Consider the following 24641-nt stretch of genomic DNA (forward strand, 5'->3'; position numbering starts at 1 on the left):
CTTATTCCTCCGCGGCATTAAATTTATTTAGGTTAGCTGTAACCACTTTAGAAACTCCGGAATTTTGCATGGTAACTCCATACAATGTATCGGCATAAACCATTGTTTCTTTTCTATGCGTGATAACGATGAATTGAGTTCCATCGTCTAGTTTAGTCATGTATCGAGCGTATCTATCGACATTTTCTGCATCCAATGCGGATTCAGCTTCATCTAAGATACTAAAAGGTACCGGCTTAACTTTTAACACGGCGAAAAGTAATGCAATGGCTGTTAATGCTTTTTCTCCACCTGATAATAGAGACATATGACGGTACTTCTTACCAGGTGGCTGTGCCATAATTTCAATTCCAGTAGTTAACAAATCATTTGGATCCGTAAGTAATAACTTCGCTTTTCCACCACCAAAAATTTCGTTATAAACTTTTGAGAATTGGGTAGCGATTGCATCGAAAGTATCCTTGAATTTCTTTTCAACAGTAACATCAATCTTGTTCATGGTATCAGTTAGTTGTTGACTAGAATTCTTCAAATCATCTGATTGTTGTACTAGGAATTCGTATCGTTTTGATACTTCCTTGTACTCATCAATTGCGGATACATTGACAACCCCTAGATGGTCGATGGAACGACGTAAATCGTCAATATGAGCCTTAATGTTATCGATAGTATCGTTGACAACGATATCATCAATTTCATTTAGGTTAACCTCATACTTACCAATTAGTTGTTGTTTTAGACTAGCAAGTTGCTTTTCCAATTGATCAAACTTATTAGTTTGTTTATTTAGATAATTTTGTTGGTTAACAGAATCCATTGTTTGCTTATCAATTTGGTCTTCGACTTGCTTGATTTCAGCTTGGTGTTTATCAATGGATTCTTTGCATTCTTGTAGATTACTTTGGATTGATTGAATTTGTTGGTTAACTAACTTAATTTCGTCATCTTGGTTTACTGAAAGCATATTATTACTAATTGCTTCGTTTAACTCATCAATGTTTTCTTTTTCGTCATCAATGTCAGCATCTAATCGGTCAAAATCTTCAATTAGATTTGCTTTTTGGTCACGGAAATTGGATAGTTTTTCCTTCAATACAATTAACTTTTCACGAGTTGATTGTACCTTTGAAGAGTTATTATCCTTCATTGATTCCAAAGTTTCAATCTTTTCTTGAATATCTTTTGATTTAGTTTGATTATTGACCAAATCAACATTCAATTGTTCTTTTAGTTTCTTGTTTTGACGTTGTTTTTCATCAATATCATCGTCAAACAATCCACCATTAGACATTCTGATTGCCTTTAGTTCACGTTGCTTTCTAACTAGGGATTCCTTAGCAAAGGTCAATTTGTTATTGATTGAGTCTAGTTGACCATCGTATTGACGCTTGTTGTCATAGAAAGAATCTGACTTCGCATTTAACTCTTTTAGTTGATCTTGTAATTCAACCAACTTAGCCTCAGTTTGCTTGGCAACCTCTTGGCTTTCCTTAAATTGCTTTTCTAACTCTTCTAACTTATTCTTTTGGGTCAAGACACCATCATATTGACGTTTGTTAGAACCACCGGTGATTGAACCACCAGCATTAACGATTTCACCACTTAAGGTCACAATTCGGTTAGAATGTCTAATCTTGTTACTAATATCGGTAGCAGTATGTAAATCTTTAACGATTAAAACATTACCTAGCAAATGACTAGTAACAGATTTAAGTTTGTCATTAATTTGGACCAATTCGTTGGCTACACCAATGAATCCATCGCTATTTTGACAGGTACTTAAAACGTTATTGTTAACGCTGCGTTGTGAAATTTCATTAACGGGCAAGAAAGTAGCTCTTCCCAAACGATTATCGTTTAAAAACTTAACCGCTTGTCTAGCAGAAGCATTGTTAGTGACCACAATTTGTTGTAATTGATTACCTAAAGCAGTTTCAATTGCTGTGGTATATTCAGCAGGTACTTTGATAAAGTCGGATACTGAACCCAATACACCATTAAGATGGTCTTTATTGTTTAAGACACTTTGGGCACCACGATAGAAGTTACTGTGGTCGTTTTGCAAATTATTCAAACTATTGTATTTAATTTTTAAATTTTGCGTATCTTCTAATTGTTTATACCAGATGGCTTGTTGATCATCTACTTGTTTCTTTAAACCGTTCACCTGAGCTTGATAGTCGTTAAAATCGCTTTGCACCTTTTGAACTTCTTCGTTCTTCTTGTTGTAGGCTTGATTTAACTCTTCAACTGATTGTTCCAATTGATTGATTTCATCGTTTACTCCAGAAATCTTTTGACGATTGGAATCATTTTGAACATCAGCTTGTTTTTGGGTCTTTTCTAGATAAGTAGATTCATTGTTAACATTAGCAATTTTTTGCATAATTGCTAAATATTCACCACGAACATCTTCATACTCTGCTTTTTTATCAGCAATCATTTGGTCAATCTTATCTTCATCGATTTCTTCAAGATATTGTTTATGCTTATCAATTTCTTGATTTAACTTGTCGATTTCAGAGTTGATTTCTTTTTCTTTTGCTTGTAAATCAGTAACTTGTGAATTTAACTTTTCTAGGTTGGACTTATGTTCCTTCAAGCTAGTCTTTTTAAATTCAATTTCTTGCTTAGAAAGATTTTGTTGACCAGATAACTGTTCAATCTTCTTAGAGTAGTTCAAAAGATTAACTTGTTGTTCTTCCTTCTTGGTTAGAAGCACCTCAAGTTGTTCATTCAATGACTTCTTTTGACCGGTAAGCTCATTTAAGTGTTTGTTAATATCTTCGGCGTTTTGCTTTTCTTCAGCAATAATCGCCTTGGTATTATTCCAGTCAGCCCCAACTTGATTTAATTCAAGCGCAATTCTTGAAACATCGTATTTTTTCAATTCTTTTTTTAAATCTAAATACTTAATTGCTGTTTCACTTTGCTCTTTTAATTGGTCATTTCGATCTTTAAGTTCGAAAATAATGTCTTCAACACGATCAAGATTTTCATGAGTTTGTTGAAGCTTTAAGTTGGCATCATGTTTTTGTTGTTTATACTTAAAAACACCGGCTGCTGTTTCAATAATAGAACGACGATCTTCAGGTTTACTGTTAAAGATATCTTCAACACTACCTTGAGAAATGATTGAAAATGAACCAATTCCCATCCCTGTGTCCATAAATAAGTTATTGATATCTTTTAATCGACATTCAGAATTATTAATTAAGTATTGGCTTTCACCACTACGATACAAACGTCTTGTAATGATAATTTCTGAATATGAACTATTAATGTATTGGTCGGTATTGTCCAAGGTTAACTTAACTTCGGCACGATTGACCGGTTTATGAGTACTAGAACCAGAAAAAATAACGTCGGACATCTTTGAACCACGTAAAGTCTTAGAAGATTGTTCCCCGAGTACCCATCTGATAGCTTCGATAACATTACTTTTACCACTACCATTAGGACCAACAATCGCAGTTAAACCATCTGTAAAGTTAATGGTTGTTTTGTTTGCAAAGGATTTAAATCCAGCAATCTCTAATGATTTTAACTTCAAAGCGATTTCCCCATCCTGTTTTTATTCTGTAAGGTTTTTAATTGCCTTCTTAGCAGCACCTTGTTCTGCATTCTTCTTGGAGTGACCTAGGCCAACACCTTTTTCAACACCATCGATGGTAACGGATACCTTAAAGCGACGGTCGTTTTCCGGACCATTTTCGTCTAATAAGTGATATTCAATATCGACTGGTCCATTTGATTGTGCTAATTCTTGTAATTCAGTTTTGTGATCAAAGAATTCGTCGAACCATCCCTCGTCTAATTTAGGGAAAATTACTTGATGACAAAACTTAACTACAGGTTCCATTCCTTGGTCAAGGTATACCGCACCAATGAATGATTCAAAAATATCACATAATAGTGAATCTCTAGTTCTAGCTTGAGCTTTTTCTTCACCCTTACCTAAACGAATGTATTTATCAAATTCACATTCTCTAGCAAAACTACTAAAGCTGTGTTCATTTACCATTGCGGCTCTTAATCTAGTTAAGCGGCCTTGTGGTAAATTTGGATAACGTTTGTAAATGTATTCTGATACTACTAGTTCGTATACAGCATCACCCAAAAATTCAATTCGTTCATAAAATTTTAAATTCTTACCTGGATGTTCATTAACGTATGAAGCTTGAGTAAAGGCTTCATCTAATAATGATTCATCCTTGAACTTAATGTTAAATCGTTTTTCTAATAAATCATCAAATTCTTTTTCCAAGTCTTTCCCTCCAGTGAATAATACAACAAAAGACGATTACTATTGAGTAATCGCCTTTTTAATTATTTGTTATCAGCGTTAGACATAACGTAGTCTACAGCTTCATCAATAGTCTTAATGTTTTCTGCATCTTCATCTGAGATATCAGTACCAAAAGTACTTTCTAGAGATAATACAAACTCAACAAAATCAATTGAATCAGCGTCTAAATCGTTTTGAAAGTTTAAATCACCTTTGATGGTATCTCTATCAATACTGAATTGATCAGCAACCATATCAGCAATTTTGTTAAATACTTCTTCTTTTGTCATAATCTATCTCCTTAAAATCGTAATTGATAATTCTAATTATAACAGATTTTTAGTTATTTTTGGCGTTTTGTTTGATTTGTTGCATATCATCAGCATGCTTATCAAAGTATTCAACAACGTCATCAATAGTCTTATTATCAATCATTGTCTTAATTTGGAAAATAGTGTTCTTGATTGTAACAGCTTCACTACTACCGTGAGCCTTAACAACAGGAGCCTTAGTACCCATTAATACGGCACCACCATATTGTGAGTAATCCATTTCCTTAGCAATCTTCTTAAATGTTGGCTTAAGCATTAAAGCACCAACTTTTGACTTTACGCCACCAGACATGATTTCACCCTTGATTAGAGTAAGTAATGAAAGTGCAGTTCCTTCGATTGCCTTCAATGCAGCGTTACCAGTGAAACCATCAGTAACAACAACATCAGCAGCACCATTTAATAATTCACGTGATTCAACGTTACCAATGAAGTTTAGGTTTTCATCCTTAGAAAGCATTTCGTTAGCTGCCTTATGTAATGAATCACCTTTATCTGCTTCAGTACCGTTGTTTAATAGACCGATACGTGGGCTTTCAATATGTCTAACAGTTTCAGCATAGTACTTACCCATGAATGCGTATTGGTATAGGTTGAATAGTTTTGATTCAGCATTAGCACCAACATCTAGCATAACAAAGTTATCATGATCTTCATCATTTACGATTGGTAAAGTAGTTGCAAGACCTGGACGGTCAATTCCCTTAATTCTACCAATAATAAATAGACCAGCAGCTAGGATAGCACCAGTGTTACCAGCTGAGAAGAATGCATCTGCTTCTTTGTCCTTAACAGCTTGAGCAGCCATGTCTAGACTTGAGTTTTTCTTCTTCATAACAGCCTTAACAGGTTCTTCACCCATTTCAATAACTTCGTCAGATTGAACTAGTTCAATTCTTTCTTCATTTTGAATTAATGGTTTAACTTTATCGATTTGACCGAATAACTTGAACTCAATATCAGGATATTGGTCTCTTGCCATTTCTACCCCTTTAACAACTTCTAGTGGGGCGTTGTCTCCACCCATGGCATCAATTGCGATTTTCATTTATAAAACTCCTTTAATCAAACATTTTCTTATTATTTTTTTGGTGAACGTAACTATATAATTTACTATACATTGGATTGTTTTGCCAATCATTTGTACTTACGATCTGAATTGCCTCTTGTTGAGCAACACTTAGCATCGTTAAATCTGCAACCGGATCTCCTACCTTAAAATCAGGAAGACCAGATTGTGCTTTCCCCATGATATCACCAGGTCCTCTAAGTTCTAGGTCCTTTTGCGATATAACGAAACCATCGTTACTTTCGACCATGACATTCATTCGTTTAACACCTGTCTCAGTTTTGGGATCAGATACTAATAAACAGTATGACTGACTACTTCCTCTTCCAACTCGACCTCGTAATTGATGTAACTGAGCCAATCCAAAATGATCAGCATTAAATACGATCATCATAGTGGCATTACTAACGTCCACACCTACTTCAATAACTGTCGTAGAGACCAAAATTTGAAACTCATTGTTTTTAAATTCTGTCATCACCAAATTTTTATCTTCATCTTTCATTCTACCATGAAGTAGACCAACTTTGAATTCTGGTTCAAACATATTCTTAAAATTGTCATAGATGTTGATGGCATTCTTCATGTCGACAGCTTCTGATTCTTCAACCAATGGTGTTACCACGTAAATCTGTTCTCCGGCATTCAATCTTTCTTTAATAAAACCAACAGAATTATTGAATTGACCTTCCTTTATCCACGCTGTTTTAACCGGTTGGCGACCATTAGGAAGTTCGTCAATAATTGAAACATCCATTTCTCCATAGGAAGTAATGGCTAAGGTTCTAGGAATTGGTGTTGCCGTCATTGCTAAAACATTAGTTCCATCGTTTTTCTGCCTTAACTTGGCACGTTGGTTTACACCAAAACGATGTTGTTCATCGATGATAGCTAAACCTAAATTCTTGTATTCAACGCTATCCTGAATCAAGGCATGAGTTCCAATAACCAAGTTAATTTCACCAGACTTAATTCTTGGTAAAAGTTCTTTTCTGGCAGCTTGTTTCGTATCTCCAGTTAACAACGCAACATTCACTTTTGTATCTTTAAAAAGTGTTGCTAGTTTATTAGCATGTTGTTCAGCCAATATTTCAGTCGGTGCCATTAAGGCTGCTTGATATCCGCCATCAATACATGCCAGGATTGCTAAAGCAGCCACAATTGTTTTACCAGATCCTACATCCCCTTGAAGCAAACGGTTCATCTGACGAGTAGATGATAAATCGTTTTGGATTTCATTTACCACACGCTGTTGTGCATTTGTTAATGAAAATGGAAGTTGATTAATAAAAGCATCCATATCGTCTTGATTAAACTTAATGGCTAAACCAGCATCCTTTTGTTCTTCACTCTTTAATGATTGCAAACGCATTTGAAATAAGAAGAATTCATTAAACTTTGCAGTTCTTCTAGCTAGGTATGCATCCTTTGTATCATTGGGGAAATGCATATCCTGAATAACTTGCTTTTGTGATTCCAATTTATATTTTTCAATGATGTCTTCTGGAACGACATCATCAATTACATTCTTGTATTCATCAAACGCTAGCTTCACCAAATCACTGATTGTCTTTTGACGAATATGCTTATTAGCCGGATAGATTGGATTCATTTCATTACCATCAACCGAAGATAAAATCTTGATTCCAGATAATGACGCCTTAGCCTTATCAAAACGACCGTATATAAGAACTTCCTTGCCAACCGGAAGCTGTTTTTTTAACCATGGTTGATTAAAAAATGTAACCTTTACGACGTCGTTATCAACTAATAGTCTTATGTTCAATAGATTTCTTTTCCGACCGAAGTGTGCAACCACTGGATCAGCTGCAATCTTACCTTTAATCGTTACCTTTTCTTGGTCTTCAATTTGCGATAAGTCTTTTACTTGAAAATCATCGTATCTAAATGGGTAATATGTCAATAAATCATATATAGTATCGATACCCAATTCATCCAAAGCTTCGACCTTTTTAGGACCAACACCCTTTAAAACGGACACACTATCGTTTAAATCTTTCAACATATCACCTCATTTTACTTATGTAATAAAAAAATCGGAGAAAACTCCGACATTTTATTCAACAGAAATTAAGTATGGGTAGACTGGTTGTCCTCCCGGATGAACTTCAACTTCTAAGTCATCATCAATTGCTTCAACTTGTTCAGCTAATTCATCAGCTTGATTTTGTGTCATGCCTTCACCATAAATAATGGTTACGACTTCACTATCTTCATCAAGCATTTCCTTAATCATATCGATAGTAGTTTCATTTAAGTCGTCTTTAACAACCTTAATCTTACCATCGATAATTCCCATGTAATCGTCTTTCTTGATTTTAACACCATCAATTTCGGTGTCTCTAACAGCGTTAGTAACATCTCCACTAACTACAGTGTCTAACATATCTTCCATTTCAGATACGTTATCGTTTAGACTAGCATCAGGATTGAAAGAAAGCATTGTTGTTAAACCTTGTTGAATTGTCTTTGCGTGAACAATTTCAACAGGAATTTCGGCAACATCAGCAGCTTGTTGAGCAGCCATGAAGATATTACCGTTATTTGGAAGAATAATTGCTTTCTTAGCATTGCTATTATTAATAGCATCTAGAATGTCTTGAGTACTTGGGTTCATGGTTTGACCACCCTTGATAACATCAGTAACACCTAGACTGGTAAATAGTTCACCAATTCCGTCACCAGAAGCGACTGCAATAATTGCTGTTTCTTTTGGTTCTGACTTAGTTTCTTTCTTAGATTCATCGTCTTTTTCAATAATTGTTTCTTGTTGTAAACGCATATTATCAATCTTAACGTTGGCTAAGTCACCGAACTTTTGTCCCCATGAAATAACTTCACCAGGTTGTTCAGTATGAACATGGACCTTAACAATTTCATCATCATTAACAACTAATAATGAGTCACCTAAACCGGCTAAATGATCGTAGAACTTATCGTAGTCAAAGTCGTATTCAACTTCCTTACCGCGACCAATTCTCACCATGATTTGGGTACAGTATCCAAACTTAATGTCGTCTGGGTTTAACTTACCTTGTGCACTTTCATGACTTTGTTCATGGCTTGCATCAATCATTTGATCCATTTCACCAGTATTTGGTTGATGGCTAGTTTCAATTTCTCGTCCATTTAAAACATCACTAAATGCTTTAACAACGAAAACTAAACCTTGTCCACCTGAATCAACAACACCAACTTGTTTCAATACTGGTAACAAATCAGGTGTTGATTGAAGAGCTTGTTCAGCAGCATCAGCTAAAATATCAAATAATTCAGCTAGGTCGTTTGTGGTTGCACTTTGACCTGCTTCAGAAATCCCTCTAATAACTGTTAGAATTGTTCCTTCAGTTGGTTTCATAACTGAACCATAAGCTGTTTTTTCACTGTTTTTAAAAGCTTCTACGATGTCTTGAGCAGAAAGGTTATCCTTTTCAGCAACAGACTTTGAAAAACCTCTAAATATTTGTGACAAGATAACTCCAGAGTTACCTCTTGCTCCCATCAATAGCCCTTTAGCTAATGATTGAGCTAATTCTCCAACAGATTCGCTAGTATCACGACTAACGTAATCAGCCCCACTTTGGAAAGACATACTCATATTAGTACCAGTATCACCATCTGGAACTGGGAAAACATTAAGTGAGTTTATAAATTCTGCATTATTATTAAGGGTAGTAGCAGCGGCTTGCACCATTTGATCAAATTTTGATCTATCTATATTTGAAATAGACACAAAAATGAACCTCCTTTTAGTCTAGAACTCTTACACCTTGAACAACGACATTAACAGAACTTGCACTAATGCCAAGCATAGATTCCAAATTGTACTTAACCTTGCTTTGAACATTTTTACATACTTCTGAAATTTTAGTACCGTAGCTAACAATAATATTTACTTCAATTGCAACATCATTGTCTTGTTGTGTTACCACAACTCCACGGGAATAGTTATCTTTTTTCAAAATATCGTTTACATTGTCTCGAATTTGATTTTTACTTGCCATACCAACAACTCCGTAGTTATCAGTAGCAGCTCCACCAACTACGGTGGCAATTACATTGTTATCAATATCAATTAATCCATAATCAGTTCTCATTTTTACGGCCATCACAATAGCCTCCTTAAAAGATAGATTTCTTAATATATTCGTAATATAATATTACCACATGTTTAAAAAAAGCTAAAGTATTGATATAATGAATATCGAAGGCTGTCAAGTATATTCACTTGAAAGAAAAGCATTGCAAAACAGGCTTCAATATGCTAAATTATTAGAGTGAGATGTAATAAAAGCAACGCTTTTGACTAGAAATCAATTAAAGGAGGAATTTACCAATGGCTAAAGATTTTATTAATGGTAAAAGAACTCATTATGGTAACAAACGTTCCCATGCTTTGAATTCTTCACGTCGTAGCTGGAAGCCAAATCTACAAAAGGTTCGTATCCTTGTAGATGGAAAGCCTAAGAAAGTTTGGGTTAGTGCCCGTACTCTAAAATCAGGTAAAGTTACTCGTGCCTAACAATATTTAAGTCTGACTCTTAATGTCAGACTTTTTTTATACCCTAAATAACAAAAAAGAGAACTGATATAATCAGTTCTCTTTTTTCTATGCATCTTTACTTTGGATTACACATAATACCCCATCATCAAAATCGAAGTGACATTTATCACCATCGAATTGATTGCTGGAATAAGCAAACGGTCTTTCAACATAGTAGTTATCCAGTTTATATACCGCATCAAGAATTGATAAGTGCATTGCATTCATTGGAATAAACGCTAAGTAATGCATCATATCAATCTTTGTAATTTCATGTTCTCCCGGAGTAAAGTATTGAATTACATTTTGTTTATCAATAATTCTAATTTTTTCAACGATATCCCTAAATTTAGGTTCAGTCGCCAATAAGTAGTTAGAAATAAAGTGATCAATTCTACCACCAGTAGCACCAAAGATATTAATAACATCCGCCTTTAATTCATCAGAAGCAATTTTTAATGCTAGTTGGGTATCAGTATAGTCTTTATCAGGATTATAAGTTCGAATATCAGAAACGTTGTTTGAAATAATTTCAAATTCCGATTGATCCATTGAATCAAAATCACCAATTGAAATTAATGGTTTAATTCCCATTTGAACTAACCACACATTTCCTCGATCGACTCCAATCCAATCACCATTGATTTTGCCTTGTCTTAAACTATCAGGCCATAAATCAGTTGGCCCACCGACTAATAAATTGATCGTTTTCATAATTATTTAGTAGCGTCCTTAATTGCTTGAATTCTTTCAGCAGGATTTTCAGCACCGAATACGTATGAACCAGCAACTGCAACAGTTGCACCAGCTTTGGCAGCAGCTTGAACAGTTTCGTTGTTAACTCCACCATCAATTTCGATGTCAAAGTCGTATCCTTCAGCCTTCTTGATGTCGTCTAATTGCTTAATCTTCTTAACAGTTTCGTCTAGGAACTTTTGACCACCAAAACCAGGGTTAACAGTCATTACTAGAACTTGGTCAACCATGTATAGTACTGGTTTGATAGCTTCTACAGGAGTACCTGGGTTGATTACTACTTCAGCCTTAACACCCTTATTCTTAATCATTTGTAAAGCACGGTGAATGTGTGGAGTTGCTTCAACATGCACACCAATAATGTCCGCACCCTTGTCTGCAAATTCATCAACGAATCTTTCTGGGTTAACTACCATCAAGTGAACATCTAATACTAAGTTAGAAATCTTTCTGATTTGTGGAACCCAATTTGGACCGTATGAAATTGCTGGAACAAATGAGCCGTCCATTACATCAATATGTAATAGTTCTGCGTCCTTTTCAACTTTTTCAATATCTCTTTGTAGGTTTAAGTAATCTGCACTTAAGATTGATGGTGCTACTTTAATCATTATTAATTCCTCATTTCTTTTTATTATAAATTGGTTTTTTATTCTTTAATAAATCATATAACTGAACATAATCATGATAGCGTTCATGTGATAGTTCATCTTCATCTAACATTGCCTTGATTGCACAACCAGGTTCGTTGATGTGAACACATCCCCTGAATTTACACCTATCAGCATTTGCTCTGAATTCAGGGAAGTAATCCCTTAGTTCTTCAGGTCTGATGTCAAAAGCTTCGTAAGATGAGAAACCAGGTGTATCAGCTACTAATCCATTATTAATTTGAATAAAGCTAACTTTTCTAGTTGTATGTTTCCCACGGTTTAATGCCATGGAAATTTCACCAGTTGCTAAATTTAAATCTGGAGAGATTTGATTCAACAATGTTGATTTACCTGCCCCTGTTTGACCCATAAAGACAGTTTCTTTATTTTCAAACAATGATTTAATTTCATTAACTGATTCGACTTTATCCTCGCTGTTGCTAGGAAGGATAACCTTATATCCAGCTTGTTCATAAACCTCTTTAAGACCCTTAAAGTACTCAAACTGTTTATCATCTAATAAATCAGTCTTAGTAAAGTAAATGATTGGTGTAATTTTGTTAATTTCAACCGCAACTAATTGACGGTCTAACAAATTATATGAAAAATCTGGCTGAACAGCGGAAGTAACAACTACGGCTTGATCAATGTTCGCAATTGGAGGTCTCACCAATGAATTTTTACGGTCAAAAATCTTTAGTAAGTATCCTTCTTTTTGTGAACTAGATTCAAACTCGACGTCATCACCAACTAAAGGAGTTATTTTTCTTTTTCTAAAGTTACCTCTAGCTCTTGTTCGGTATATCTTTCCGTCACTAATAATATCATAGAATCCACTTAGGGATTGGAAAATTTTTCCTTCAGCCAATGTATCACCTCGTTAATTTATTTACTATTTTTATTATACCTTGCATTACTTCATTATCAAATCACCATTTCGATAAATTCGATATTGTGGTTTTTGATTTTTCTTTAAACTGTAAGGAATGCTGATGGTAGTATCTTTATTTATATAGACGGTTCGATAAAATTTTTCGTTACCGCCATCCTTATTAGAGTAGATTGTGATCTTATTTAGTCCACTGCTATCAACCTTTTTATAAGGTAATTTTACCGATACGTTAACGCTTCTTCTTAGATTTTGGTTATCAGAGCTTCCCTTCGATATCCAAAGTTCTACCTCGTCTCCGTAACTTAACAATAAACCAGTTGATGGACTTTGTTGGTAGACTTTTCCGGCAGGTTGACTCTTAGAATTTTCGTAGAAAACCTTAACATTTAAATGGTTTCCCTTCGCGTAGTTTCTTGCCTGTTCTTCGGTCTTACCAATTAAATTAACCATCTTAAAATTTCTAGTGTTAATTGCCACTACCAGGTTAATTGTTGTGTTATGTGGTTCCACCAAAGTTCCAGGGCGAATGCTTTGGCTAAGAATGGTGTCAGACTTAAATGAAGTATCATAACTGTATGATTTTTTAACCGTGAATCCCATTGTTGTCAATGAATGTTCAGCAGAATCGATTGAATCACCTAGGTAATTATCCATCTTGACCTTCTTATAACCACCCGAAACCTTCAAAACGATTCCAGAATGGTTAATCATCTTGGTTCCCTTGGCTGGATCAGTACCAATTACCTTATTCACAGCAACGTCAGTATTATAAGTGTATTTCACCTTGCTGACGATTAAGTGGGACTTCTTTAAAACCTTCGTAGCTTTACTAATTGACATGTTGGAAACGTTTGGTACCGTTACTCGGGTGAAGAAAGTGAAGTTAAAGAATAAGAATATTCCCGAAATAAACGCAAATAGTATCACAATTAATGTAAGTAATTTAAAGATACGATATTTATCCTTATATTCATGTTCTTCATCTACATGATGATCATGATATTTGTTTAAATCCTTTAGGTCCAAGACCTTGGTTTCACCATCATCGATTTCAGTCTTCGGAATCATAAAGTGTAATTTCGCTTCATCCATTCTTTCTTTGCTCATTGAAGTAAGAAGGTCTTCCTTCATGTCTAAAACAGAACTGTAACGATCCGATAATTTTTTGGCAGTTGCCTTAATCACAACATTTTCTAGCGCTTGTGTAACTAGACTGTTTTGTTCAATTATCGAAGGCAAGTTTTCCTTGGTATGCTTCATTGCAATGTTTACTGGTGAATCACCATCAAAAGGAACTTTCCCTGTAAGTAATTCGTACAAGATAATTCCCAATGAATAAACATCCGATTGGGTAGTAACCTTCTTGCCCAATGCTTGTTCAGGTGAAATATAGTGAATTGAACCAACAACTGCATTGGTTTGAGTTAATGCATTTTGACTTTCAATTAAGGCAATCCCAAAGTCTGTTACCTTAACGACACCCTTCTTATCAATTAACACGTTCTGTGGTTTTAAATCACGATGAATAATTCCATGACTATGCGCTTCATAAACCGCATCAATTAGTTGCGTCATGATTGCAATAACTTTATCAATACTGATTGGATAGTGCTTTTGAATGTAATTCTTTAAGTCCTGTCCATCAACGTATTCAGTTACCAAATACTGTAAATCACCTGATTGATTCAAGTCGTATACCTGAGCAATATGCTTACTATTTAATTTATTAATAGCTAGTTTTTCATACTTAAAATGACGTTTAGCTTTTTGACTACCTTGAAAATCAATTCGAATAATTTTAATTGTAACAAGACGGTTTTCCTTCATATCATATGAAAGATAGACATTAACCATCCCACCTTCACCAATCTTATCGATGATTTTATAGCGGTCATTTAAAACGTATCCTTTTTCCATAAACGATCACTCCTAACCCAAATCATCGATTAAAATAGCGGAAATATTATCTTTTCCACCGTTATCATTGGCAGTATCGATTAAACGATCAACCTTTTGTTTCCCACTTAATCGCATGTTTAAAATTTTTGAGATTGTCTCATCACTAACCATTTTGGTTAAACCATCACTACATAATAATAGTTGATCACCTGGTCTAAATTGAATGTTTGAGATGTCTACATCCGCATCTGAAGAAACTCCCAATCCCTTTACAATTACGTTTTGTAAATTGGAATCGATGCTTTCTCCATCTTTAACTTCGCCTTTTTCAATTAAAAAGTTAATGTATGAATGATCAACGGTAAGTTGCTTAAGTTGACTACTTCTTAATAGATAACAACGACTATCACCCAGATGGGTTAGTAGATATTGATTTCCAAAGAACAATGCGACAACAACAGTGGTTGCCATTTTACTTAAACTTTCATCCTTAATTCCCATTTCAACAATCTTATTATTTACATCGCTAATCGTTTGAGATAGCCATGATTTAGTATCAATAATTGAACTAATATGATGATTTTGAAAAGCTTGTCCAATAAAATCAACCGCTGTTGAAGCAGCAATTTCACCACCATTGCTTCCCCCAACTCCATCGGCTAGTATTGCAATTAAAGCGCCCTGTTGATTTTTAAAATAGCCAACATAATCTTCATTACTAATTCTTTGTTTACCAATAACAGAATTAGCAGCAACTTCCATTTCTATTCACCACCATTTTTTATTAAATTACATACGAAGAATCCGTCTGAATCGTAATCATCTGGGTAGATTCGAATGTAACCATCATTTAGCGGAATACCCATTTTGGAAACTGGATCAACACGTTTAAAATCAGGATTTTGCTTTAAGAATTCAGCAATCACGTCTGAATTTTCTTGATTTAGGATGGTACAAGTACTGTAGACTAGCTTACCACCTTTTTTAAGTTTTTTGGCCGCAGAAGTTAAGATGTCCAATTGGATGGATGCTAACTTTTTAACATCTTCCATCTTCTTTTCGTATCTAATTTCTGGTTTTCTTCTAATCAAACCAATTCCTGAACATGGTGCATCAATTAAAATTTGGTTGAATGTTTCATCATCATATAAATCATCAAGCTTTCTAGCATCACATGCTTGAGTGGATAAAACATCACTAACACCTAGTCGTTTAGCATTCTTTTGCACTTGTTTCAAACGATTATTGTGCAAGTCCAACGCTTCAACGTGGCCACCAGCTTCTTTGGATAGTTGTTCTGCAATTTGAGTGGTTTTTCCACCAGGTGCTGAACAAGCATCCAGAATTACATCGGACTCTTTAATGTCCATGGATTCCACTGGTAGCATTGCACTTTCATCTTGAATTGTCATTTGACCGTTCTTAAAAGTATCACTGTAACTAGCAGACTTCTTGGTTAAGATTAGTCCTGAATCAACCAGCTTACTGTTTTGTACACCATAACCATCAGCTTTTAGTTTATCTGATAATGATTGCTTACTAATTAACTTAGAATTAAAACGCACTGACTGCTTTGAAGGTTGATTAATACTCTTTAGGATGGAAAGTGTCTTCTCTTCACCCACTTGTTTATTCAATTCTTCAATCATCCATTCAGAAATACTGTATTCGATTGAAAGTTTCTTAATCGGATCATCAATGTCAGAAAAGTCCGGTAACCCTTTTCTTTCAATTTGATGGAGAACACCGGTAACTAAGCGTCTAATACCATCATGGCCCATTTTCTTCGCAATCTTGATGGTTTCATTAAAGACGGCTCTAGTAGGAATTTTATCCAAGTATTCCATTTGATAAATCGCTGAATACAATAATTCCTTGACCCAATCATCAACCTTATTGGCATTCTTTAGGAAGCGGTTTAACTGGTATTCTAATGTTAAACGATGTTGAATAACACCGTAAACAATGTTGGTAAGCAATGCGATATCACGACTGCTTAAGTCACTATTTTCAATGACTTGATTTAATTGTAGGTTGGAGTATGCTCCGTTTGAAATTTTACTAAGCGTCTTTACAGCCAGTAATCTAGGGTTACTTGACATCTTCTATCACCATATCTCCTTGTTGAATTGATTGACCTGCACCATTTAAGAAGGCGTTAATTGGTTGTTTTGGTTTACCTGAAGGTTGGATTTCCAAAAGTTGTAGAACAGTTCCATCTCCACAGGCAATCTTCAAGGCTTTCTTTGTCTTTTCGACCACTTGGCCAGGTTTTAAGTCAGTGGTTTCGTCTAAAGGTTTAGCACTCCAGAACTTAGTACGTTTGCCTAACATCATGGCAAATGCATTTGGTGATGGACGTAGCGCTCTAATCTTTCGATCGACTAGAAAGGCTGACTTAGAAAAGTCTAGTTCTTCTTGTTCTCTTGTGATGTTTGGTGAAAATACCACCTTGTCTTCATCTTGCGGAGTTGGGTTAACATCCCCAGCTGCCACCTTAGGTAAGGTTTCAAGAAGTAAATCTCGTCCAATGATACTTAACTTATCAAATAATGATTGGGTATCATCATCTGGTTGAATATCCAATGCTTGTTGAGATAATACATCCCCCGCATCCATCTTCTTAACCATGTACATGATTGAAATTCCTGTTTGCTTATCACCATTAATCAATGAATATTGAACTGGTGCACCACCGCGGTACTTTGGTAACAATGAACCGTGAACGTTAACTGCGGCAATCTTAGCAGCATTCAATAGCTTTTCCGGTAAGAATTGACCAAAAGCAGCAGTGATAATGAAATCAGGATTAATTTCTACAATCTTAGCCATTTCATCGCTACCACTAATTTTTTCAGGTTGTAGCACTGGAATCGATAATTCTTGTGCCGCTTCCTTTACCGGTGATGGTTTTAATACTCTTTTTCTTCCGAAAGGTCGATCTGGTTGGGTCACGACAGCTTGTACATCATAGTCGTTACTTTCCACTAACCCTTTTAATACAGGAACTGCAAACGATGGAGTTCCCATAAATACAACTTTTTTCATTTTATCTACATCCTTACATAAAGTTCAAAGGATCAGGGTCTATGTTTACATATAGTCCCTTTTGAGCATCCTTTTGATAATGATTTAATATATATTCCAAACATGGCTTCATATTTGGTTCGTTTTTATACTTAATAATAATTTGATAGTAGTACTTATTCTTTAATTTTAAGATTGAACTAGGAGATGGTCCTAACATAATTGCTTGGTCACTTAGCTTGGCCCTTAAAATCTTCGCAATTTCGTACATCTTTGCAGCTGCCTTAGCTTCGTTGACATCAGAAGCTGATATCTTAACAGTGAAATAATAAGGCGGATAGTTAGTCTGATGTCTAACATTCATTTCCTTACGATAGAACAATTCATAGTCCTGTCTTTGCGCTAGTCTAATTGCATAGTGATCCGGATTAAAGGTCTGAATATAAACCAATCCTTTTTTCTCTGCACGACCAGCACGTCCACTCACCTGAGTTAACAAATTAAATGTTCTTTCACTAGAACGAAAATCAGGTAAATCCAGTGAGGTATCAGCATTTAAAACACCGACAAGTGTAACGTTAGGAAAGTCTAGTCCCTTCGCAATCATTTGAGTTCCAAGTAAGATGTCGGCTTCACCGTTACCAAACTTTTGTAAGATTCGTTCGTGTGAACCTTTTCTTCTTGTGGTATCAACGTCCATTCTTAGAATCCGAGCGTTGGGTACCAATGATTGAAGTTTTTCTTGGACCTTTTGAGTTCCAGTACCGTAGTATCTGATTTTTTTACTACCACAGTTTTTACACTTATTAGGAATTGGTTCCTCGTGACCACAGTAGTGACACTTCATCGTTCTTGAATCCATGTGTAGAGTAAGTGAGATATCACAGTTTGGACAATGCAATACGAAACCACAACTACGACACATGACAAATGATGAGTATCCTCTGCGGTTTAACATCAACACAATCTGTTCGTGTTTTTGTAAACGATTGTTAATCGCAGATAGCAATTCAGATGAAAAATCTTCTTGACCGCTATTTTTAACCTCTTCCTTCATGTCAATAACCCTAACCTCTGGTAGGGCTTGGTTATTTATTCTGTGTGGAAGTTTGATTAGTTGATATACGCCCTTGGTAGCTCTTGCTCTTGATTCCAATGAAGGAGTCGCACTACCTAAAACTAACGGACAGTTGTGAAAAGTTGCTCGCCATTTAGCAACGTCTCTTGTATGGTATCGAGGTGAATCATCCTGCTTATAACTAGCTTCATGTTCCTCATCCATGATGATGATACCGATATTATATAACGGAGCAAAGATGGCAGAACGGGCTCCAACGACCACGTCAGCTTCACCATTATTGACTCTGCGCCATTCATCGTACTTTTCACCATTTGATAAACCACTATGTAACATCGCTACTCGATTACCAAATCGACCTTTAACTCTTTTTACCATCTGAGGAGTTAACGAGATTTCAGGGACTAGCATTAATGCCGTCTTGCCTAATTCAAGCGCCTTTTGGATTGATTGAAGATATACTTCAGTCTTTCCAGAACCAGTAACACCTTCTAGTAAAAAGACCGTATCCTGGTTCCGCTTAGTTGCTGCACTAATTCTATCGACAGCACTTTGTTGATCGGCGTTTAATTTTAACGGTTTGTTTGTGCCAACTTTACCTTGGTATGGATTACGGTATTCTTCTTGCAAGAACCTAGTAAACCATCCCTTGTCAACCGCACTTTTAATCGCAGCTTCAGGAATATCAAAGTCATGAACCAACTTACGTTGAGCAATCTCTTTATCATTATGATTGACGATAAAATCTAGAATTTTAATCAGGTTCTTTGAGTTCTTACGGACCTTAGTTAACTCTTTTTTTGCTTGTTCAGTTGTTAGACTTGGTTTAATGGCATAAATCTTTTTAGCCTTTGCACCATCTGAAACCTTGTATTCGACAGAAAGTTTATTTTCTTTACGATATTGAATAATCTTCTTTAATACTGCTGCTGGATATTCATCCACGTCAAAATCAACGACAGTATCATCACCAAAAATGGCTAAAATATCGTCGTCGATTTCACTTGAAGCATTTAACACTAGTTGTTTTTGATACTTCGCTCTCATTACACTTGGGAGCATTGTTAAAATACAACTAATTTGAAAGGAATAGGTGTTTTCTGCCATCCATTTAGACATGTCCAGTAATTCAGTATTCAATACCGGATCCAAATCCAATAGTCCTGAAATTTCCTTTAATTCACCGTCAAAGGTTCCATTATTATCGATATCCCAAACGATTCCCTGGATTTTGCGTCCACCATTTCCAAATGGAACAATGACACGCATCCCTTTTTGAAGCTTATCGCTTAACTCATCTGGCACTAAGTAAGTATATGGTTCGTTAGTTTGCATTGTTGGCACATCAACAATTACTTTTGCTAAATTCAATCTAACTCCCCCTTTAATTTAATCGATTCTTTCACTAATGATATCAATCAATTCATTAGCAATTTTATCCTTACTTTCTACATCGCTTTTCTTAAATACCCCGTTTTCATCGATAAATGAAACTTGGTTATTATCACTGTTAAATCCGATTGCCTTGTTGCTAACATCATTAGCTAACAATAAGTCTAATTTTTTCTTGGCTAGTTTTTGTTTGGCGTTATCCAATAGGTTTTGAGTTTCTGCAGCAAAACCTACGACAAATTGATCATCCTTTATCTTTGATAATTCCTTTAAAATATCAGGTGTTTTTACCAAATGGATGTCTAATTCATCACCATTTTTCTTGATTTTTTGTTCTGAATATTTGGCTGGTGTGTAGTCAGAAACAGCTGCAGCCATTACTAAAACATCAGCATCATTGAAGTTATCCTCAATCGCACTCTTCATTTCACTGGCTGAACTAACATTGATAACGTTCACATTACCGTTGATATGTTGAGTTTCTGAAGATGAAATTAAAGTCACATCGGCGCCAGCATTCATGGCCGCTCTGGCAATCGCATATCCCATCTTACCTGATGAATTATTACTAATGTATCTAACCGGATCAATGGCTTCTCTTGTTCCACCAGCTGTGACAATCATCTTCTTACCAGCTAATCGATTATCTTGTTCAACCATTAATTCTAGTCTTTCGATAATCTCTTCTGGTTCAATCATTCTACCCTTGGCTTCGTATCCTTCAGCTAAGAATCCTGAAGTTGGATAGATAATTTTACAACCATCAGCCTCGATTCGTTGAATATTTCTTTGGGTTGCAGGATTATCCCACATATTATTGTTCATTGCTGGAACAATCACTTTTGTAGAAGGTGTTGCAAGCAGTGTCGTAGTAACTGCTTCGTCACCAATCCCATTAGCCAACTTGGCAATAGTGTTTGCTGTGGCTGGGGCAACAATTGAAATATCAGCCCATGTTGCAATATCAATATGAGTGATTTCATTAGCATCCTTTTCGTCAAAAGTATCAGTGAAAACAAAGTTTTTAGTCAATGTTTGAAAAGCCAATGGTGTAACGAATTGTTGTGCACCACCGCTCATAACGACTCTGACATCGTTTCCATTTTTAACTAATAATCGCGCTAAGGTTAATGACTTATATGCGGCAATACTTCCGGTAACATATAGTGCTATTTTTTTATTATTCACCAATCAAACCTCCCATATCTTAAGAACTTATTACCTATATTGTATCAAAAAATCAAAATAAAAACCCTTGCATTGCTGCAAAGGGTTAATTTATTTATTATTTGTTATCTCTAGTTAGTTCAACCTTGCCGGCAACGATTTCTTCAAAAGCCTTACCAACAGATTTTCTAGATTTGTATGAGTCTAATAATAATGGTGATCCAGCATCAATATCATGAGCTCTCTTACTTGCTAGCATGATTAATGAGTATCTTGAATCAACTCTTTCAAGTAGTTTGTCAACAGATGGATATAATAGCATTAGTCTTCTTCTCCTAACATTGATAGATAATCCGGCATTACGCGGTTAACTTTTAGTCTTTCGCTGTTAACGATAGTCTTAATTCTATCTACAGCATTTTCAACTTTGTCGTTTAATACAGCATAGTCATAATTTCTCATCATCTTGATTTCAGAAACGGCTGTCTTGATACGCTTATCGATAACGTCCATGTCATCAGTTCCACGACCAATTAAACGATTCTTTAGCACAACTAAATCAGGTGGGGTTAGAAATACAAATACTGCTTCTGGGCAATTAGCTCTAACCTGCATTGCACCATTAACTTCGATTTCTAAGAATACGTCATGACCTTCATCCAAAGTCTTATTAACATAGTTCAATGGAGTTCCATAGTAATTGTCAACGTACTTTGCATATTCTAGCATTTCACCATTTTTGATATGGTCTTCGAATTCTTCTTTACTAACAAAGAAATAGTCTTTACCGTTTACTTCACCTTCACGAGGACTTCTAGTAGTCATTGAAATTGAGTACTTGAAATCAACGTCTGGTTCGTTAAACAATGCTTTTCTAACAGTACCTTTACCAACACCAGAAGGTCCTGAAAGAACAATTAGCATTCCTCTTTTTGCCATTTTAAAACCCCTCAAAATTTTATAATACTACCATTATGGCCTATTTTACTGATTTTTTCAAATTTATTTTTTGGTTTCATCAGCTAACTTTAATAATTCGTTAGCGTGTTGAAGTGTTAAATCAGTGACCGTTGTACCAGATAACATTCTAGCAAGTTCATCAACACGTTTTTGAACTGATAACTTGATGATACTTGTCTTGGTACGATTCTTATCAATCTTCTTTTCAATAAAGTAATGATGATCAGACATTGCAGCAACCTGTGGTAAATGCGTAATACATAGAACCTGAGATTTTTGCGCAATCTTGCTGATTTTTTCGGCGATTGCTTGAGCAACTCTACCGGAAACACCAGTATCTACTTCGTCGAAGATGATTGAAGTAACACCTTGCATATTAGTGAATAAAGTCTTTAATGCCAACATAATTCTAGATAGTTCACCACCGGAAGCAATCTTTGATAGTGGCAACATTGCTTCACCTGGATTGGTTCTCATATAGAATTCAACACGTTCTGTTCCGTATCTGTGAAATTCACCGATTGGTAACTTTTCAAAGTTAACTTTGAATTCGGTCTTAGCCATGTATAAATCAGATAGTTGATCATGCACTGCTTCTTCAAGCTTGGTTGCGACAGCGTGACGCTCTGTGTTCAATTCATCAGCTAAATCACTCAACTTGTTTACGGTTGATTCATATTGTTCATTTAAATCTTCACCAGTAGTTTGGTCGGCTTGCATGGTTGAAAGTTCCTTAACCACATTATCGTAATGCTTTAGGATTTGTTCAATTGAATCACCATACTTACGTTTTAAACCGTAGATGACATTCAATCTTTCTTCGATTTCTTCTAAATGACCTTGGTCGAATTCTTGTAAGTCCATTTGATCAGAAATGTTGTCAGAAGCATCTTGTAGTAAGTAAAAAGCATTCTTGATGTTGTCAGAAATTTCTCTAAATTGAGGGTCAACTTCTTCAATTGATTCCATTGAATTCTTGGCTTCACCAATTACATCTAAAGGATTGAATGTTTCATCACCGTTAATGGCACTAAAACTCATGTTTAAGGCATCAACAATTTTTTGATAGTTAAGCAAATGGTCTCTTTGGCTAACTAGTTCTTCTTCTTCGCCAACTTCTAGATGAGCATTGCTAATTTCATTTTCCTGAAATTCCAACATATCAAGACGTTGTGACCATTCTTTTTCATTACCACGTTTTTCTTTGATTGATGCTTTCAATTGTTGGTAGTGATCAAAAGTTTCTTGGTACTTAGTTAAAGTATCGCCAATTTGTTTATGACCAAATTCATCAAGTAAATGAACGTGTCTTTCTGGTTGCATTAATTCTTGATGTTCATTTTGACCATGGATGTCAACGATTGTCTCACCAATTTTCTTTAGCATTGTGGTATTAACAAGCATCCCATTGACACGACAAATATTACGACCATTTCTATAGATTTCTCTTTGTAAAATGACGCTATTATCGCTATGATCAATTCCCATGTCATCTAACACTTTATAGGTTAGACCATCTTCAGGGAACACAAATAAACCTTGAATTAATAACTTGTTACTACCAGTTCTAATAAAGTTTTGTGAACCTCTGCCACCAGCTAATAGGCCAACGGCATCGATAATAATTGACTTACCAGCACCAGTTTCACCAGTTAAAACAGTCATTCCATTGGAAAAATCAATTTCCAAATGGTCGATAATCGCAAAATCGCTAATTGATAGGTTTTCAAGCAATCAAAAGACTCCCTCTCATTACTTTAGTTCGTCAGCTCGTTTGATAGTATCTTCAATCGAAATATCTGGATTAATTGAAGGATTATCAACAGACTTTAAGTCTACTAAGAATTCAATGTTTCCTTCGCCACCCTTGATTGGTGAGAAGTCTAATCCTTCAACTGAGTAACCAGCGCTAACGGCAAATTTTATAATATCTTCCAAAACTTCGGCATGAACAGCGTGATCTCTAACGATACCGTGTTTACCGATTTTATCTCTTCCGGCTTCAAATTGTGGCTTAATTAACGCCGCAACGTGGCCATTTTTTACAAGAATATCTTTTAGTGGTGGCAAAATCAAGTGAAGTGAAATGAAAGAAACGTCAATTGAAGCAAATTCTGGTTGACCTTCTGTAAAATCATCTAGCTTTGAGTATCTAAAGTTGGTGTGTTCCATCACAACAACTCGTGGATCTTCACGAAGCTTCCATACTAGTTGGTTACTACCAACATCCAAAGCGTAACTTTTTTTAGCACCATTTTGTAACATCACATCAGTAAATCCACCAGTGGATGATCCGATATCTAAAACAGTCTTATCTTTAACATCAAGATTAAATACCTTCAAGGCTTTTTCAAGCTTTAGACCACCTCGACTAACGTATGGCATTGGTTTTCCTTTTAAATGCAACTTTGTGTCTTCAGGAATCTTAACACCTGGTTTATCCAAACGTTCTTCGTTTTTACCTAAAACTTCTCCGGCCATTACGGCTCTCTTGGCTTTTTCTCTTGTATCAAAAATACCCTGTTGAACAAGTAGCACGTCTACTCTTTCTTTTTTCATGCGAA

21 protein-coding genes are annotated in these 24641 nt (G+C 35.5%); 1 reads left to right on the forward strand and 20 read right to left on the reverse strand.

What is annotated here, in order from left to right; all coding sequences use genetic code 11:
- Position 1: 1 nt before the first annotated feature.
- The 7 genes from smc to RZ78_RS03630 form a co-directional block, all read right to left on the reverse strand.
- Entirely contained in the window at positions 2-3553 is a 3552-nt protein-coding gene (gene smc / locus RZ78_RS03600) for a chromosome segregation protein SMC (RefSeq protein ID WP_054608159.1), read from the reverse strand.
- Between the two features lie 21 nt (positions 3554-3574).
- A complete protein-coding gene (gene rnc / locus RZ78_RS03605; RefSeq protein WP_034531086.1) occupies positions 3575-4267 on the reverse strand; it encodes a ribonuclease III in 693 nt (230 codons plus the stop codon).
- 62 nt (positions 4268-4329) lie between these two features.
- On the reverse strand, positions 4330-4578 hold the full coding sequence (acpP, locus tag RZ78_RS03610) for an acyl carrier protein (RefSeq protein WP_034531085.1): 249 nt from the start codon (positions 4576-4578) through the stop codon (positions 4330-4332).
- Between the two features lie 49 nt (positions 4579-4627).
- Entirely contained in the window at positions 4628-5668 is a 1041-nt protein-coding gene (gene plsX, locus RZ78_RS03615; RefSeq protein ID WP_054608160.1) for a phosphate acyltransferase PlsX, read from the reverse strand.
- 13 nt (positions 5669-5681) lie between these two features.
- Positions 5682-7715, reverse strand: coding sequence for an ATP-dependent DNA helicase RecG (gene recG / locus RZ78_RS03620; protein WP_054608161.1), 2034 nt, complete (start codon positions 7713-7715; stop codon positions 5682-5684).
- Between the two features lie 51 nt (positions 7716-7766).
- A complete protein-coding gene (locus RZ78_RS03625; protein ID WP_054608162.1) occupies positions 7767-9443 on the reverse strand; it encodes a DAK2 domain-containing protein in 1677 nt (558 codons plus the stop codon).
- Positions 9444-9459: 16 nt separating this feature from the next.
- Positions 9460-9819 (reverse strand): Asp23/Gls24 family envelope stress response protein, encoded by a 360-nt coding sequence (locus RZ78_RS03630; protein WP_034531081.1) that lies wholly within the window; start codon positions 9817-9819, stop codon positions 9460-9462.
- A gap of 227 nt (positions 9820-10046) precedes the next feature.
- Between RZ78_RS03630 and rpmB the strand changes: the two genes are divergently transcribed.
- Complete coding sequence (rpmB, locus tag RZ78_RS03635; RefSeq protein ID WP_034531080.1) at positions 10047-10232, forward strand: 50S ribosomal protein L28; 186 nt, start codon at positions 10047-10049, stop codon at positions 10230-10232.
- 87 nt (positions 10233-10319) lie between these two features.
- On the opposite strand, the gene RZ78_RS03640 is transcribed toward rpmB, so the two are convergent.
- The 13 genes from RZ78_RS03640 to RZ78_RS03700 form a co-directional block, all read right to left on the reverse strand.
- A complete protein-coding gene (locus tag RZ78_RS03640) occupies positions 10320-10967 on the reverse strand; it encodes a thiamine diphosphokinase (protein ID WP_054608163.1) in 648 nt (215 codons plus the stop codon).
- A 2-nt stretch (positions 10968-10969) separates the two neighbouring features.
- Positions 10970-11620, reverse strand: coding sequence for a ribulose-phosphate 3-epimerase (gene rpe, locus RZ78_RS03645; RefSeq protein WP_053791762.1), 651 nt, complete (start codon positions 11618-11620; stop codon positions 10970-10972).
- A gap of 10 nt (positions 11621-11630) precedes the next feature.
- The gene (gene rsgA / locus RZ78_RS03650) at positions 11631-12530 is read right to left on the reverse strand and encodes a ribosome small subunit-dependent GTPase A (RefSeq protein ID WP_054608164.1); all 900 of its coding nucleotides are present in this window, start codon (positions 12528-12530) and stop codon (positions 11631-11633) included.
- A 45-nt stretch (positions 12531-12575) separates the two neighbouring features.
- Positions 12576-14471 carry a Stk1 family PASTA domain-containing Ser/Thr kinase gene (gene pknB / locus RZ78_RS03655; RefSeq protein WP_054608165.1) on the reverse strand — a complete coding sequence of 632 codons (1896 nt, stop codon included), beginning with the start codon at positions 14469-14471 and terminating at the stop codon, positions 12576-12578.
- 12 nt (positions 14472-14483) lie between these two features.
- Positions 14484-15215: a Stp1/IreP family PP2C-type Ser/Thr phosphatase gene (locus tag RZ78_RS03660; protein WP_054608166.1), complete on the reverse strand. Its 732-nt coding sequence runs from the start codon at positions 15213-15215 to the stop codon at positions 14484-14486.
- Positions 15216-15217: 2 nt separating this feature from the next.
- A complete protein-coding gene (gene rsmB, locus RZ78_RS03665; protein ID WP_054608167.1) occupies positions 15218-16555 on the reverse strand; it encodes a 16S rRNA (cytosine(967)-C(5))-methyltransferase RsmB in 1338 nt (445 codons plus the stop codon).
- On the reverse strand, positions 16545-17501 hold the full coding sequence (gene fmt / locus RZ78_RS03670; RefSeq protein WP_054608168.1) for a methionyl-tRNA formyltransferase: 957 nt from the start codon (positions 17499-17501) through the stop codon (positions 16545-16547). Before fmt ends, rsmB begins: the two co-directional genes overlap by 11 nt.
- A 13-nt stretch (positions 17502-17514) precedes the next feature.
- Complete coding sequence (gene priA / locus RZ78_RS03675; protein ID WP_081006893.1) at positions 17515-19929, reverse strand: primosomal protein N'; 2415 nt, start codon at positions 19927-19929, stop codon at positions 17515-17517.
- 18 nt (positions 19930-19947) lie between these two features.
- Positions 19948-21138 (reverse strand): bifunctional phosphopantothenoylcysteine decarboxylase/phosphopantothenate--cysteine ligase CoaBC, encoded by a 1191-nt coding sequence (gene coaBC / locus RZ78_RS03680; RefSeq protein ID WP_337589038.1) that lies wholly within the window; start codon positions 21136-21138, stop codon positions 19948-19950.
- A 97-nt stretch (positions 21139-21235) separates the two neighbouring features.
- On the reverse strand, positions 21236-21439 hold the full coding sequence (rpoZ, locus tag RZ78_RS03685) for a DNA-directed RNA polymerase subunit omega (RefSeq protein ID WP_041152297.1): 204 nt from the start codon (positions 21437-21439) through the stop codon (positions 21236-21238).
- On the reverse strand, positions 21439-22056 hold the full coding sequence (gene gmk, locus RZ78_RS03690; RefSeq protein WP_034531069.1) for a guanylate kinase: 618 nt from the start codon (positions 22054-22056) through the stop codon (positions 21439-21441). The genes rpoZ and gmk overlap by 1 nt, the downstream gene beginning before the upstream one ends.
- A gap of 63 nt (positions 22057-22119) precedes the next feature.
- Entirely contained in the window at positions 22120-23811 is a 1692-nt protein-coding gene (recN, locus tag RZ78_RS03695; protein WP_054608170.1) for a DNA repair protein RecN, read from the reverse strand.
- An 18-nt stretch (positions 23812-23829) separates the two neighbouring features.
- On the reverse strand, positions 23830-24636 hold the full coding sequence (locus RZ78_RS03700; RefSeq protein WP_034531067.1) for a TlyA family RNA methyltransferase: 807 nt from the start codon (positions 24634-24636) through the stop codon (positions 23830-23832).
- Positions 24637-24641: the final 5 nt, after the last annotated feature.

Source organism: Apilactobacillus kunkeei, assembly GCF_001308195.1.
GTDB classification, from domain to species: Bacteria; Bacillota; Bacilli; order Lactobacillales; family Lactobacillaceae; genus Apilactobacillus; species Apilactobacillus kunkeei_C.

Coding starts and splice junctions, on each gene's coding strand:
- acpP (WP_034531085.1), bottom strand. CDS start 4,578: ATGACAAAAGAAGAAGTATTTAACAAAATTGCTGATATGGTTGCTGAT.
- plsX (WP_054608160.1), bottom strand. CDS start 5,668: ATGAAAATCGCAATTGATGCCATGGGTGGAGACAACGCCCCACTAGAA.
- recG (WP_054608161.1), bottom strand. CDS start 7,715: ATGTTGAAAGATTTAAACGATAGTGTGTCCGTTTTAAAGGGTGTTGGT.
- RZ78_RS03630 (WP_034531081.1), bottom strand. CDS start 9,819: ATGGCCGTAAAAATGAGAACTGATTATGGATTAATTGATATTGATAAC.
- rpmB (WP_034531080.1), top strand. CDS start 10,047: ATGGCTAAAGATTTTATTAATGGTAAAAGAACTCATTATGGTAACAAA.
- RZ78_RS03640 (WP_054608163.1), bottom strand. CDS start 10,967: ATGAAAACGATCAATTTATTAGTCGGTGGGCCAACTGATTTATGGCCT.
- rpe (WP_053791762.1), bottom strand. CDS start 11,620: ATGATTAAAGTAGCACCATCAATCTTAAGTGCAGATTACTTAAACCTA.
- pknB (WP_054608165.1), bottom strand. CDS start 14,471: ATGGAAAAAGGATACGTTTTAAATGACCGCTATAAAATCATCGATAAG.
- RZ78_RS03660 (WP_054608166.1), bottom strand. CDS start 15,215: ATGGAAGTTGCTGCTAATTCTGTTATTGGTAAACAAAGAATTAGTAAT.
- rsmB (WP_054608167.1), bottom strand. CDS start 16,555: ATGTCAAGTAACCCTAGATTACTGGCTGTAAAGACGCTTAGTAAAATT.
- fmt (WP_054608168.1), bottom strand. CDS start 17,501: ATGAAAAAAGTTGTATTTATGGGAACTCCATCGTTTGCAGTTCCTGTA.
- rpoZ (WP_041152297.1), bottom strand. CDS start 21,439: ATGCTATTATATCCATCTGTTGACAAACTACTTGAAAGAGTTGATTCA.
- gmk (WP_034531069.1), bottom strand. CDS start 22,056: ATGGCAAAAAGAGGAATGCTAATTGTTCTTTCAGGACCTTCTGGTGTT.
- RZ78_RS03700 (WP_034531067.1), bottom strand. CDS start 24,636: ATGAAAAAAGAAAGAGTAGACGTGCTACTTGTTCAACAGGGTATTTTT.